At 41.5% G+C, this 14,986-nt stretch carries 6 protein-coding genes, 7 tRNA genes and 2 rRNA genes (1 of these 15 running past the window's edge); 2 read left to right on the top strand and 13 right to left on the bottom strand.

The window, feature by feature from the left end; translation table 11 throughout:
- Window positions 1-3: 3 nt before the first annotated feature.
- The 3 genes from PO903_RS08745 to PO903_RS08735 form a co-directional block, all read right to left on the bottom strand.
- The gene (locus PO903_RS08745; RefSeq protein WP_273593163.1) at window positions 4-1,605 is read right to left on the bottom strand and encodes a maltose/glucose-specific PTS transporter subunit IIC; all 1,602 of its coding nucleotides are present in this window, start codon (window positions 1,603-1,605) and stop codon (window positions 4-6) included.
- A 158-nt stretch (window positions 1,606-1,763) separates the two neighbouring features.
- A complete protein-coding gene (locus PO903_RS08740) occupies window positions 1,764-3,914 on the bottom strand; it encodes a DNA topoisomerase III (RefSeq protein ID WP_273593162.1) in 2,151 nt (716 codons plus the stop codon).
- A gap of 236 nt (window positions 3,915-4,150) precedes the next feature.
- A complete protein-coding gene (locus tag PO903_RS08735; RefSeq protein WP_273593161.1) occupies window positions 4,151-5,212 on the bottom strand; it encodes a Gfo/Idh/MocA family protein in 1,062 nt (353 codons plus the stop codon).
- 365 nt (window positions 5,213-5,577) lie between these two features.
- Here PO903_RS08735 and PO903_RS08730 point away from each other — a divergent pair, with 365 nt between their 5' ends.
- Window positions 5,578-7,113 carry an amidase family protein gene (locus PO903_RS08730; RefSeq protein ID WP_502921684.1) on the top strand — a complete coding sequence of 512 codons (1,536 nt, stop codon included), beginning with the start codon at window positions 5,578-5,580 and terminating at the stop codon, window positions 7,111-7,113.
- 534 nt (window positions 7,114-7,647) lie between these two features.
- On the opposite strand, the gene PO903_RS08725 is transcribed toward PO903_RS08730, so the two are convergent.
- Window positions 7,648-8,841: a GNAT family N-acetyltransferase gene (locus PO903_RS08725; RefSeq protein WP_273593159.1), complete on the bottom strand. Its 1,194-nt coding sequence runs from the start codon at window positions 8,839-8,841 to the stop codon at window positions 7,648-7,650.
- A gap of 823 nt (window positions 8,842-9,664) precedes the next feature.
- On the opposite strand from PO903_RS08725, the gene PO903_RS08720 reads away from it, so the two are divergent.
- Complete coding sequence (locus tag PO903_RS08720) at window positions 9,665-10,651, top strand: ketoacyl-ACP synthase III (protein WP_137225878.1); 987 nt, start codon at window positions 9,665-9,667, stop codon at window positions 10,649-10,651.
- Between the two features lie 407 nt (window positions 10,652-11,058).
- Here PO903_RS08720 and PO903_RS08715 read toward each other — a convergent pair.
- The 9 genes from PO903_RS08715 to PO903_RS08675 form a co-directional block, all read right to left on the bottom strand.
- Window positions 11,059-11,129, bottom strand: a tRNA-Gly gene (locus tag PO903_RS08715).
- A 160-nt stretch (window positions 11,130-11,289) separates the two neighbouring features.
- A tRNA-Gly gene (locus PO903_RS08710) sits at window positions 11,290-11,364 on the bottom strand.
- Between the two features lie 8 nt (window positions 11,365-11,372).
- Window positions 11,373-11,454, bottom strand: a tRNA-Leu gene (locus tag PO903_RS08705).
- 11 nt (window positions 11,455-11,465) lie between these two features.
- Window positions 11,466-11,541 (bottom strand) — tRNA-Lys (locus tag PO903_RS08700).
- 99 nt (window positions 11,542-11,640) lie between these two features.
- A tRNA-His gene (locus tag PO903_RS08695) sits at window positions 11,641-11,713 on the bottom strand.
- Between the two features lie 30 nt (window positions 11,714-11,743).
- Window positions 11,744-11,819 (bottom strand) — tRNA-Thr (locus PO903_RS08690).
- 16 nt (window positions 11,820-11,835) lie between these two features.
- Window positions 11,836-11,907, bottom strand: a tRNA-Glu gene (locus PO903_RS08685).
- A 98-nt stretch (window positions 11,908-12,005) separates the two neighbouring features.
- Window positions 12,006-12,122: ribosomal RNA gene (gene rrf, locus PO903_RS08680) — 5S ribosomal RNA — on the bottom strand.
- A 64-nt stretch (window positions 12,123-12,186) separates the two neighbouring features.
- A 23S ribosomal RNA gene (locus PO903_RS08675) occupies window positions 12,187-14,986 on the bottom strand; it runs 123 nt beyond the window's last position.

Below are 14,986 nucleotides of genomic sequence, written 5' to 3'. Positions count from 1 at the left end.
TATTCACTCCGTTTCCATATATTCCTCAATCTCATTTTTTATTACACTCACTTGTGGGCCATAGATTACTTGCACCCCGTTACCATTAATGAGGACACCTTTAGCGCCTGAATGTTTCAACCGATCTTGAGAGACTTGATCCGGATGATAGACGGATATCCGTAGACGAGTCGCACAACAATCCAAGTCTTTAATATTGTCTTTTCCACCTAATGCATTCAAAATCACCGCAGGACGAGATGTATCCACTTCACCAGCATCTGTAGCGTCTGCATCGGTTAGAGTTGTTGTTTGCCCACTTCCACTGTCTGCACTTCCTTTAGCATCAGCGACAGTCTCATCTTCACGCCCCGGTGTTTTGAGGTTGAATTTGACGATCAAGAAGCGGAATGTCACATAGTACAGAGCGAACCAGACCACACCGATCATCGGTACATAGATCCAATTGGTTTTGGCATTTCCCTGTAAAATCCCAAACAGAATAAAGTCAATCAACCCACCTGAGAATGTTTGACCAATCGTAATCTGAAATATATGAGCGAGCATAAAAGCAAATCCGTCAAAAACAGCATGAATCACATACAAGAATGGAGCAACAAATAGAAAAGCAAATTCCAATGGCTCTGTAATACCTGTTAAAAATGAAGTCAACGCCGCTGATAACATCAAGCCACCAACAACCTTTTTACGTTCTGGACGTGCAGTATGATAGATCGCTAATGCAGCACCCAACAATCCAAACATCATCGTAATAAATCGACCTGACATAAAGCGTGATGTGCCTGAGAAATACTTTTCAGTCGAAGGATCACCTAATTGAGCAAAGAAAATATTCTGGGTTCCTTCCACTATCTTACCAGATACTTCCATTGTACCACCAAGTCCGGTTTGCCAGAAAGGGAGGTAAAAAATATGGTGCAGTCCGAGAGGGCCTAACATACGTAAAAAGAATCCATAGAATAATGTACCTACATATCCTGTAGCATCTACGATCCCACCTAGCTTTGTAATCCCTAATTGAATCGTTGGCCATACTAGAAATAAAGCCAATCCTACAAATATCGCTGCAAACGAAGAAGCAATTGGAATAAAACGTGAACCGCCAAAAAATCCTAAAAATTGAGGGAGTTCAATTTTGTTATATCGATTATGAAGGCTTGCAGTGACAAGACCGATAATAATCCCGCCCAGTACACCTGTCTGTAGAGATTGAATACCAAGAATCATACCTTGACCGGCTGCCGCCATATTTTCAGTCACAAGCTGGTTACTGTTAATCAGCATTGCATTGATCGAAGCATTCATGACCAGATAGGCAAGTGCCGCCGCCAGTCCTGCTGTTCCTTTGTCTGAACGTGCCAGTCCAACAGCTACACCAATCGCAAAGATCAACGCCAAGTTACTGAATGTAATATCTCCAGCACTGCTCATTACTTTGAAAATATACTGTAACCAGCTAATCTGTAATACAGGATATGTACTTACTGTATTGGGATTAGAAAGGGCACCCCCTATACCTAACAGTAATCCTGCTGCGGGTAATACGGCGATCGGAAGCATAAAAGATTTACCAAATCGTTGGGCCTTCTCGAAAAAAGTTTTCATTCGTCTGCACCACCTGAAAATATTTTCTTTTAAATATAGATTATGAAAACCATTTTCGTCAACGATTATTTTAATAAAATAATTTTCACTGCATAGCAAATAAGCTCTTTAGCATATGTAATCACTAAAGAGCTTATAACAATCGTATCGATTCATTTCTATTCCTTTTTATCTTCCAAAGCTGCTTTCAACAAATCGCCTAGACTTGAACCAAACGATTCTTTTTGCTCAAATTTCTTCACTAGCTTTTGTTGCTCTCGTTTATTCACTGGACGACCGCCGTCTTTATTCAACGTTTCGGTAATACCACAACCCAGACACTGCACATACTTCCCAGCTTTGCCGTCTTTAATTTCCATTTTTTTATGACATTGCGGACAACGACGATTGGATAATTGCTTTTCGGTTGATCGACGATAGCTACAATCTTCACTCGGACAGATCAAGAACGTGCCTCGCTTCGATTTTTTCTCTAGCATACGTGTTCCACATTCAGGGCAATGACTTGAAGATACATTGTGAGGTTTATAATTCACATCACTCTTTTTCACTCCATCGACCATAGACTGTGCCATTTGACGAATCTCTTGTAAAAACGGCTCAGGTTGACCTTGACCACGGGCAATTTTTTCTAATTGTTGTTCCCAACGGGCTGTTAATTCAGGTGTACGTAGTTCAGGAGACACCAGTTCAATTAATTGTGCTCCTTTACCAGTAGGGTGCAAATGATTTCCTTTACGTTCAATCGTATCTGACGACACTAATTTTTCAATAATGTCTGCTCGTGTAGCAGGAGTACCCAGACTGTGTTTTTCCATCTGAGATAATAAAGCCGCTTCAGTGTACCGTTTAGGAGGCATTGTACGACCTGCTTTGACCACGCAACGAGCAATCATTTTCGACTCACCTTGTTGGAGTTCTGGCAACTTTTGTGTGCTTTGACGATCAGATGAACGCTGAGAATCTTGAGTAGCATCTTCATCCTCATCTTCTTCACCCCACTGCTCACCGTATACCGTACGCCAACCGGAATCTTTAATTGTTACTCCTTTAGCATGGAACTGTTCTCCTGCCGCTTCGATGATCACTTGAACCGTATCATAAGTAGCAGGTGGATAAAATAAACTGATGAATCGACGTGCAATCAGATCATACAGCTTCCGTTCATCGCTAGTCAGTGCATTCAAAGAAACTATTTCCTCTGTAGGAATAATGGCATGATGATCACTAATTTTGCTGTCATCTACAATTCGTTTATCAATCTTAAGAGCATTACGTAACAAAGGACGTGCCAGTGGCGCATACGGACCTACAGCTACACTGGATAAACGTTCTTTGAAAGTATCTGTCATATCAGAGGACAAATAACGTGAATCGGTACGCGGATACGTAACGATTTTGTGTTGCTCATACAACTTTTGCAATACATTAGACGTATGCTTAGCAGAAAATCCGTATTTTTTATTTGCATCACGCTGTAACTCGGTCAGATCATAAGCCAGTGGATGAGGTTCTTGGCGCTCATTCTTTTTCACCGATACAATCTTCGCTTGCTTACCTGCCAAAGCCTGTTCCAACTGCTGTACTTGTTGCGATTCAAAAATACGTCCATCTCCTTGACCATGTCTCCATTCGGCTTGCAGATCCCCTAGATCAATATGCAAAGTATGATAATCTTGTGAGCGAAAATCTTTAATTTCATTTTCACGTTTCATCATCATTCCAAGTGAAGGGGTCTGCACACGTCCTGCTGATAATTGAGCATCAAATTTACAAGTAAGTGCACGTGTAATATTCAGTCCAACCATCCAATCTGCTTCTGCCCGGCAACGTGCAGATTCATATAACCGATCGAACTCTTTTCCCGGACGTAACTTGTTGAATCCTTCACGAATCGCTTTATCCGTCTGTGAAGATATCCATAATCGTTGAAATGGCTTTTTCCACTTCGCCATCTGAATAATCCAGCGTGCTAACAATTCCCCTTCACGCGCAGCATCTGTAGCCACAATCAACCCTTGTACATCATTACGGTTTAACAGATGTTGAACGATTTTATACTGATGACTGCTTTCACGCAGTACTTTTAACGTCATTTTCTCTGGTAAAATCGGCAAATCTTCCAAATTCCATTTCTGATAACGAGTATCATAATCCTCGGGCTCTGCTAGACCTACCAGATGACCTAATGCCCATGTGACTATATATTGAGGGCCTTCCATATATCCTTTATGCTTTTGATGACTTCCCATCACACGTGCGATTTCTCTTGCAACAGAAGGCTTTTCAGCCAGTACCACTTGTTTCATCGTGTTCCATCCTTTCACGTTCCTTTATATGTGTGTATATCCTATTTGGTATTCATATTATTTCTTTTACGATAAGTATTGATGCACATCTACATATTGTAACACTTTTCAAATCATCAGTTCTGCTCTTCTTCAACTGATCTAATATACACTCTAAATCATAGCAAAAAAGCTGATATCTATATCGTTCTATAGAATACCAGCTCTTGCTGTATAGGATTGATTTTAATATATTATTAAAATTCTTTATGAATAACAGTATCTTTTTCAGCTGCTTCAAAAATCGTTTCGATCAATACCAATACTCGATGCACTTCTTCATTCGGTACAGCTGATTTGGCTGACCCTTCGATCACCGATAAAAAGTTGATATAAAACTCTTCAGGCGGATGTTCGATCGTTTGAATCGGTTGGCGAATGGTAGATTCTTCAGAAGGTGGAGCCATCGTTTTTGTTAATCCACGACCTGCTTGAATCGGTTTGGGTTCTACTTTCTCTACTTCTGTATTACGGGTGACAATCTCTCCGCTTAGATCCCAATCTTGAATAATTGCAGTTCCTTCTGTACCTTTCACATACCAGCGTGGCAATTTAACATAATTGGTCGTACCCACTTCAACTACAGCCGTTAACCCATCTTTGAACCGAATCGATGTGGTAAATCCATCATCAACTTCTGTATCCAACACCGTACTCAATTGAGCATGCACACTCTCAATCTTACTATCTGTGAGCAACAACAACTGATCCAACAAATGAACTCCCCAATCCAACAACATACCGCCACCATAAGCTTTGAGCTGTCTCCAATCACCCGGGATACCATTTGCTCCTTGTACACGTGATTCTACATGGAAAACTTCTCCTACAGTACGTTTCTCAAACATCTCACGAATAATTAAGAAATCTTCATCCCAACGGCGATTTTGATGCACTGTAAAGACCTGACCTGTTTCTTCTGCCACTTTTACAATGTCTAACAAATCTGCGCTATTGATCGTGACTGGCTTTTCACAAATCACATGTTTGCCTGCTCGCAAAGCTTGAATCGATAATTCTTTATGTACATCATTCGGAGTCGCGATCAGCACAATATCTACAGTTTCATCTGATAAAACCGCTTCCATTGTATCGTACGTTTGATAACCGTGTTGTCCAGCAAGCTCCATACGGTAATCCACAATATCATACACACCTGTGACTTGGAGAGAAGGTACTTTCTCAATAAGTTGCCCATGATAACTTCCCATACCGCCATATCCTACAATAACCAAATGATATACCGACTTATTGTCCATTTCAGTTCCTCTTTCCCATGCTGGATTATAATTCCATTTTAACCATTACCATTTCATTCTATCAAACTTTTAGCTTTAATATAAAGTTTCTTTTTTACAAATATTCTTTTTATAGTTCTATTTTAATGTAACTGCTCACAAACTAAAAAACAGTTAAATATGTATCATTTTATTTCATTATTTTATTAAAATGTATGCAGATAATATAATTTATATTGACATGTAATCTTTATTAACACTAAAATACATAATTAATTACATGTATCGACAATAATTGAGTCTATTTTCTAAAGGAGTGAAGTTATTTGTCTAAGATCCAACCTATCAGAGCATATCGTAAAATGATTGTCATGTGGTTAACAGTTATGATGTTAGTTGTTGCTCCATTCAGTACATACGGTGTTACTTCTTCTGTTCAAGCAGCTGGTGCTCCCGGTACAAATGAACCTTTTGTGATTACAGAAGCAACGATTGCAGATATGCAAACAGCTATGAAAGAAGGTCGTCTCACTTCTGTTCAGCTTGTTCAACAATACTTAGATCGTATCGCTAAATATGATCATCAAGGTATTAAGCTTAATTCTATTCTCACCCTTAATCCCAAAGCTCTTGAGATTGCAGCCCAATTAGACAAAGAACGTGCAACCACAGGCGTTCGTGGACCTTTGCATGGTATCCCGATTATTGTCAAAGATAACTTTGATACTGCTGATATGCCGACCACAGCCGGTTGTGTCTGCTTGCAGAACTCTATTCCTGATCAAGATGCCGATCAGATCGCTATGCTCAAAGCAGCAGGTGCTATTATTTTAGCTAAGTCGAATCTACATGAATTTGCATTCGGGATTACCACTTCTAGCTCTCTTGGAGGACAGACGCTTAATCCGTATGCACTTGATCATTATCCAGGTGGCTCAAGCGGTGGAACAGGAGCCGCAATTGCTGCCAACTTTGCAGCAGCCGGGTTAGGCACAGATACCGGTGGTTCGATTCGGATACCATCTGCTTTTAACAGTCTAGTCGGTATTCGTCCTACAGTTGGCTTGAGTAGTCGTGATGGTATTATTCCACTCGCTCTCACGCAAGATGTAGGTGGGCCGATTGCACGCACAGTCGAAGATGCAGCAATATTATTGCAGACCACTGCTGGTTATGATCCAGATGATATGGCTACCGCTTATAGTGTTGGACATATTCCTGATAACTATACGGACTATTTACAAGTGGATGGTCTAAAAGGGGCTCGGATCGGAATCGCTACTGAATTGTTCAACAATACTACCGCTACCGAGAAATCAGTTACTCAAGTAGTCTATACCGCTGTAGATGATATTCAGAGGCTTGGCGCAACAGCCGTTCCGATTCAAATTCCTAACCTTCCACAGATTATGAAATATCCTAGCTTAAGTGGCTATGAGTTCAAATTTCAAATCAATGATTACTTGAATAGCTTAGGAGAAGATGCACCTTATCATAATCTGAATGATATTTTAGCCTCTAATCAGTTTGATCCCAAACAAGCAGAATCCATGAAAAAACGTGATGCTGTAACCACACTCGATACACCAGAATATAAAGATATTGTACTCAATCGTACCAAAGTCACACGCGAATCTCTTTTAAAAGTAATGGCAGATTATGATCTAGATGCTATTGTCTACCCGACGACAACACAGCCAGCAGCTACGATTGGTGAAGAACAGATATCAGGTGATAATAACCGTTTAAGCCCTTTCTCAGGCTTTCCAGCGATTACCGTGCCTGCTGGATTTGTGAATAACAAATTACCTGTTGGCATTGAGTTTTTAGGTCGTCCTTTTGATGAAAGTACATTGATCAAATTAGCATACAGCTACGAACAAGGTACTCATCATCGTCAAGCACCTACGTTAACACCTTAAATACCTTTTTTAAATCTTTTCTATACCCAATACCATATAAATATTCTATCTCAGTCATTCAGTCATTCAGTCATTCAGTCATTCAGTCATTCAGTCATTCAGTCATTCAGTCATTCAGTCATTCAGTCATTCAGTCATTCAGTCATTCAGTCATTCAGTCATTCAGTCATTCAGTCATTCAGTCATTCAGTCATTCAGTCATTCAGTCATTCAGTCATTCAGTCATTCAGTCATTCAGTCATTCAGTCATTCAGTCATCAAAAGTATACTTGGATAGTAAAAAAGCACCACTATATTAAAAAAGCTTATCTTCTACAAAGTGTATAATGCACTTCAATAGAGGATAAGCTTTTTTACTTCATTATCATTTTAAAGATTGTACTATTTAATATTTACGATTTCAGTTCTATTATTCTTTTACCCTATTAATATGAATATCTTTCCACACTCTATAAGAACTTCCACCAGTTAAAGCTTTCATTCTAAAACCTATTCTATCTTTACATCACTAATACATCACTCATTCACACTTGTTTAGAAAAAGTCCATCAAATGTGTAGTCGCTACAGGAATGCGTGATTCCAAAATATACACAGCTTCTAACTTCCCTGTCCATTTGCCCCAACTGCATAATTCTAATGGACGTTTATATCCTATAAGCGCCACCGTTAATGCCTGAATATCTGTATCAATATCACTATACTCCCATAGATCCTGTTGTAGCCCTTCTGGTAAAGCTTCACGTCGACTTACTTTGGCTTTACCTTCATCATTGATAAGCACATCCCAGATACCATTATTCCATTCGGCTACTGAATCATTAACACGAATAGATAACGACTCTACCTTCCCTACTGTAAATGGATATTGCTCAAGAAAATGCTTAACATTAACGATTCTCGCCATAAAATAAGGAACAACTTGTTGCTCTATTCGTGGATCATTCAATAAATACGGTAAAGCATCATTAATAGGCGCTTGCAAATTCACTTCAGTCACCATCGAATCATGATTAGCAATATAAGTCCATAATGCTTGACGTGAACGTTCATCCAGATACACTAATTCTTTAATATTCATTTTCTGATCTGCGATCTCATAAATGACGTAACCACAAGCCTGATCTTTAGGATTATAATACACTGCTGTAAATAGTTCGTCTCCTGATGGCAACTTGCGTTCCCAACGTTCTGTGTCTCGAACTAAAGTTCCGTTATAATGAGCCGCATACTTCTCATAGATCGCATTCAAAAGCTCCAAATCACGAATACCACGCTTGATCGTACCTTCGACATGAACTTTAGCAGGTAATTTGTTCGTTGGAATCGTATACTTGCGATATTCAATATACGTTTCCCAACCGAATTTGCGATAAAATGGGAAATGGAATGGATGTAAAAAGGATATCGATTGCCCTGCTTCATTCATCTGTTGCAACGTATGCTCCAACAACTTCGCCACTAGACCCTGTCTTCTTTTCTCAGGCCAGGTAGCAACTCCTGCAATTCCACCCATTTCAAAAACTTGCCCGTGTATGTACGTCTGCAATGGTAACAGTGTCAGTTGAGCACTCAATTGCTCTTCTTCAAAAAGACCCCATGTTCGTTCTGGTTTAAAATCTTGTTTTTCTTTTTCCAGTTCTTCTGTAGATTTACGATATTGAAAAGCATACATTCCTAACTCTGCTCGTGCATCAAAATCTTCTAGAGTTAATTGTCTAATATCCATTCCTATAGTCACCTCACTGAAAATGATAAGATCCTTTAATACTGAAAAGCTATTACTCTCGGCATTGTATCTCTTTATATGCACTTGGACGATAAAGCCATCTATTCAAGTACACTGAATAATACCAACATATAATGACTTGCTATATAATGACTACTTTATTGCAAAATATAATGACATCCTCTAACACAACAACCTTTAGCATAACAAAATAATACTAAACATCAAAATACGCTACCACTCAATCACAGCAAAAGTCATCAAATAAACACCCTACCAAGAAGCATCACTACGCATACCAACTCTTATATTACTTTTAAAACAACCTAAATTAAAAAATAAAAGTCTATGATTTAAAATATACTTATCGCTTATTTCGAACAATATGATTCTATATGGTATGATAACTTCATATGCCTACATTATAACATCTACAATTCCACCAAAACCAATAAGCGATTTACATTATCCTTCAAATACGTTATATTTAAAATTAATTAGTACCTGGTATTAGTATCAAGTATTAATTTTAAAATGTAAGAATGGATCGCTTACTATTCTCTTCAATTCACTACAACATCGTATTACACGTATCCTTAATCATCGCTTTTCTTTTCACAAGTATTATTACCAGCAAAAACTCAATAGAATTGAGTTCTTTTAGATCTCATTTTAGTTTTCAATAACAAATGCTATTTTTAACATTCTATCACGCCATAACACATGAATATTATCAACCAAATCTTTTCAAAATTAATCGATTAATCCGTAAACACCGAACTATTGCAAACCTATAACTTAAATCATATCAGAGGTGACTTTTATCAATCATTCAACAGCTCGTCTTACAGCATTAGGAACTTATGTCCCCGAAAAACGCTTAACTAATAACGATCTTGAAAAGCTAGTCGATACATCAGACGAATGGATTGTTCAACGTACAGGCATAAGAGAACGCCGTATCGCTAATGATCAACAATTTACATCTACATTAGGCATCGAAGCTGTCAAAAATCTTCAAAAAACATACCCGGGTACTTTAGAAGATGTAGAACTTATTATTGTAGCTACGACAACTTCAGATTATGTATTCCCAAGTACAGCTACTCAAATTCAGTCTTATTTTAAAATTAAACGTGCTGGTGCTCTTGATCTCAATGCTACTTGTGCAGGTTTTGTGTATGCGCTTCATGTAGCAAATAGCTTTATCACTTCCGGTCTTCATCGCAAAATCTTAGTTATTGCTAGTGAAACAATGAGCAAAATAACAGATTATACAGATCGTAGCACTTGCATTTTGTTTGGCGATGGTGCAGGTGCAGCCTTAGTCGAATACGATCCAGAACAACCTAGCTTTTTAGGAACTTTTATGGATAGCGATGGATCTGGGGGCGAGCACGTATACCGTACAGGAATAGCAGATCAGATCAATAACCAACCTATGCTGGGCAATGGCAAAATCGTACAAAATGGCCGTGAAGTTTACAAATGGGCAGTACGTACTGTACCGAAAGGAATTCAACATCTTTTAGATCAGACCAATCTATCACTGACCGATATTAACTGGTTTGTTCCTCATAGTGCTAATCTTAAAATGATTGATTCTATTTGTGAAAAAACTGGATTTGCTTTGGAAAACACGTTAACCAGTGCTGAATGGTACGGTAATACATCTTCAGCTTCTATTCCATTAGCTCTACAATTAGGCAGAGACAACCAAAAATTAAAAAACGGAGATACTGTATTACTGTATGGCTTTGGCGCTGGTCTCACTCAAATGGGTATGATTCTACGCTGGAACTTAAAATAATTCTTCTCTATTTTACATATGTATCAAAGAAACTATGTATGTAAAATAAAATGTACCTTAATAAAAAGAAACAGCAAAGAAAGAATTAATTTTCTCTGCTGTTTCTTTTTATTTTTTCTACAATCACTTTTTCACAATAGCAATAATTCTTTAAATCGTTTATTGCTATTGTAAACACTACTATGATTTTATATTTTATATTTCATTCTTCATTCTTCATTCTTCATTCTTCATTCTTCATTCTTCATTCTTCATTCTTCATTCTTCATTCTTCATTCTTCATTCTTCATTCTTCATTCTTCTAAGTATGTTGATGGAAGTCTTCAAAACATACAATACTATAAATAAATATTCTATTAGAAAAACTAAAAAGGATGTCTGCATATTGCAGACATCCTTTTTTATAAAGCGGGTGATGGGAATCGAACCCACGCTATCAGCTTGGAAGGCTGAAGTTCTACCATTGAACTACACCCGCGGATTAAGAGGATATGGTTGAAACAGGGACATTTTAACACCTGAATAACCATGTTAATCAAATCTCACACATGCTAACTATACACCAGTATAGTTGTTATATGAATTAAAGCGTAGAATAAAAACGTATATAATATATACGCTCTACACTGAATAAAGATTGGAGCGGACGATGGGAATCGAACCCACGACCCTCGCCTTGGCAAGGCGATGCTCTACCGCTGAGCCACGTCCGCAAAACCTATGCGCGTGGAGGGACTTGAACCCCCACGTCGTGAGACGCTAGATCCTAAGTCTAGTGCGTCTGCCAATTCCGCCACACGCGCATGTAATAAAATGGTGAGTCATGAAGGGCTCGAACCTTCGACACCCTGATTAAAAGTCAGGTGCTCTACCGACTGAGCTAATGACTCATAACAATTAGGCAGTAACAATATAGATTTAACATACATATTACATTTTACAACATTTTAATACTAATATCAAGCTAATTCTTTATTAAGATAATAAAGGGCGACCGATGGGACTTGAACCCACGAATGCCGGAGTCACAGTCCGGTGCGTTAACCCCTTCGCCACGACCGCCATAGCAATCAAATCAATATTAAAAATAAATGGTGCCGGCGAGAGGATTTGAACCCCCGACCTACTGATTACAAGTCAGTTGCTCTACCAACTGAGCTACACCGGCATAGTGTATATGTTAATGACCCGTAGGGGACTCGAACCCCTGTTACCTCCGTGAAAGGGAGGTGTCTTAACCACTTGACCAACGGGCCGCTAAAAAAGTAACAGCGTCAGCTTAGACGCTCAAACCTACTAAAATCAATCTTAACCTTTCGGCGAAAAAAAAACCCCGAAGGGATAAAACTATTCTGCTTGGCAACGTCCTACTCTCCCAGGACCCTGCGGTCCAAGTACCATCGGCGCTGGAGGGCTTAACGGTCGTGTTCGGGATGGGTACGTGTGGAACCCCTCCGCCATCATTACCAAACAGTCAGGCTCGTGTTGCTCCCTGAAAACTGAATCCGAAAACTGAAACATCGCATTTGTAGATTTTGGATAAGCCCTCGACCGATTAGTATTGGTCAGCTCCATGCCTTGCGGCACTTCCACCCCCAACCTATCAACCTCGTCGTCTACAAGGGGTCTTACATACTGGGAAATCTCATCTTGAGGGGGGCTTCACGCTTAGATGCTTTCAGCGCTTATCCCTTCCGCACGTAGCTACCCAGCGATGCTCCTGGCGGAACAACTGGTACACCAGCGGTGCGTCCATCCCGGTCCTCTCGTACTAAGGACAGCTCCTCTCAAATTTCCTACGCCCACGACAGATAGGGACCGAACTGTCTCACGACGTTCTGAACCCAGCTCGCGTACCGCTTTAATGGGCGAACAGCCCAACCCTTGGGACCTACTTCAGCCCCAGGATGCGATGAGCCGACATCGAGGTGCCAAACCTCCCCGTCGATGTGGACTCTTGGGGGAGATAAGCCTGTTATCCCCAGGGTAGCTTTTATCCGTTGAGCGATGGCCCTTCCATGCGGTACCACCGGATCACTAAGCCCGACTTTCGTCCCTGCTCGACGTGTCTGTCTCGCAGTCAAGCTCCCTTATGCCTTTACACTCTTCGAATGATTTCCAACCATTCTGAGGGAACCTTAGGGCGCCTCCGTTACACTTTAGGAGGCGACCGCCCCAGTCAAACTGCCCACCTGACACGGTCCCTGTACCGGATCACGGTACGAGGTTAGAACTCAAATGCGATCAGGGTGGTATCCCAACGGCGCCTCAACCGAAGCTTGCGCTCCGGTTTCTACGGCTCCCACCTATCCTGTACAAATCGCACCCCAGTTCAATATCAAGTTGCAGTAAAGCTCCATGGGGTCTTTCCGTCTTGTCGCGGGTAACCTGCATCTTCACAGGTATTAAAATTTCACCGGATCTCTCGTTGAGACAGCGCCCAAATCGTTACGCCATTCGTGCGGGTCAGAATTTACCTGACAAGGAATTTCGCTACCTTAGGACCGTTATAGTTACGGCCGCCGTTTACTGGGGCTTCGGTTCATAGCTTCGCTTGCGCTAACCACTCCCCTTAACCTTCCAGCACCGGGCAGGCGTCAGCCCGTATACTTCGCCTTGCGGCTTCGCACAGACCTGTGTTTTTGCTAAACAGTCGCTTGGGCCTTTTCACTGCGGCCCCCTCGTGCTATTCACACTACCGGGGCACCCCTTCTCCCGAAGTTACGGGGTCATTTTGCCGAGTTCCTTAACGAGAGTTCTTCCGCGCGCCTTAGAATTCTCTTCTCACCCACCTGTGTCGGTTTACGGTACGGGCACCTGCTTCCTGGCTAGAGACTTTTCTTGGCAGTGTGAAATCATGACCTTCGCTACTACAATTTTCGCTCCTCATCACAGCCTGGCCTTGTGATATGCGGATTTGCCTACATATCAGCCTCACTGCTTGAACGGACATCCATCAGTCCGCGTCACTATCCTCCTGCGTCATCCCATTGCTCATAACGGCTTTCGGTGGTACAGGAATTTCAACCTGTTGTCCGTCGACTACGCCTTTCGGCCTCGCCTTAGGTCCCGACTTACCCTGAGAGGACGAGCCTTCCTCAGGAATCCTTGGGTTTTCGGCGGATCAGATTCTCACTGATCTTTTCGTTACTCATACCGGCATTCTCACTTGAATGAGGTCCAGCGCTCCTTGCGGTACACCTTCAATCTTCATTCAACGCTCCCCTACCCCTGATACAAAGTATCAAGCCATAGCTTCGGTGGTGTGTTTAGCCCCGTTACATTTTCGGCGCAAAGTCACTCGACCAGTGAGCTATTACGCACTCTTTCAATGGTGGCTGCTTCTAAGCCAACATCCTGGTTGTCTGTGCAACTTCACATCCTTTCCCACTTAACACACACTTGGGGACCTTAGCTGATGGTCTGGGCTGTTTCCCTTTCGACAATGGATCTTAGCACTCACTGTCTGACTCCCGGAATAAAGTCTGTGGCATTCGGAGTTTGACTGAACTTGGTAACCCTTGCGGGCCCCGCATCCAATCAGTGCTCTACCTCCACGACTCAACTTCCGAGGCTAGCCCTAAAGCTATTTCGGGGAGAACCAGCTATCTCCAGGTTCGATTGGAATTTCTCCGCTACCCCCACCTCATCCCCGCACTTTTCAACGTGCGTGGGTTCGGGCCTCCAGTACGTGTTACCGTACCTTCACCCTGGACAGGGGTAGATCACCTGGTTTCGGGTCTACGTCCACGTACTCAGTCGCCCTATTCAGACTCGCTTTCGCTGCGGCTCCGGCTTTTCACCTTAACCTTGCACGGGAACGTAACTCGCCGGTTCATTCTACAAAAGGCACGCCATCACCCATTCATAGGGCTCTGACTTTTTGTAAGCACACGGTTTCAGGTTCTATTTCACTCCCCTTCCGGGGTCCTTTTCACCTTTCCCTCACGGTACTGCTTCACTATCGGTCGCTAGGGAGTATTTAGCCTTACCAGATGGTCCTGGCAGATTCATACGGGGTTTCACGTGCCCCGCACTACTCGGGATCCGTCTCGGAGAGAATGAGATTTAAGCTACAGGGCTTTCACCTTGTCTTGCGGGCCTTTCCAGACCTCTTCGCCTACCTCATTCCTTTGTAACTCCAAAGAGACGTCCCACAACCCCAAGAAGCAAGCTTCTTGGTTTGGGCTGTTCCGCGTTCGCTCGCCGCTACTGACGGAATCACTCTTGTTTTCTTTTCCTGAGGGTACTTAGATGTTTCAGTTCCCCTCGTCTGCCTCTGCACACCCTATGTATTCAGGTGTGAGTAACTGGAGATGAATCCAGTTAGGTTTC

The sequence above is a fragment of the Paenibacillus sp. PK4536 genome (assembly GCF_028594455.2).
GTDB classification, from domain to species: domain Bacteria; phylum Bacillota; class Bacilli; order Paenibacillales; family Paenibacillaceae; genus Saccharibacillus; species Saccharibacillus nuruki.
Note: the sequence above shows the minus strand (reverse complement) of the source record. Positions and strands in the feature narration are given on the sequence as shown.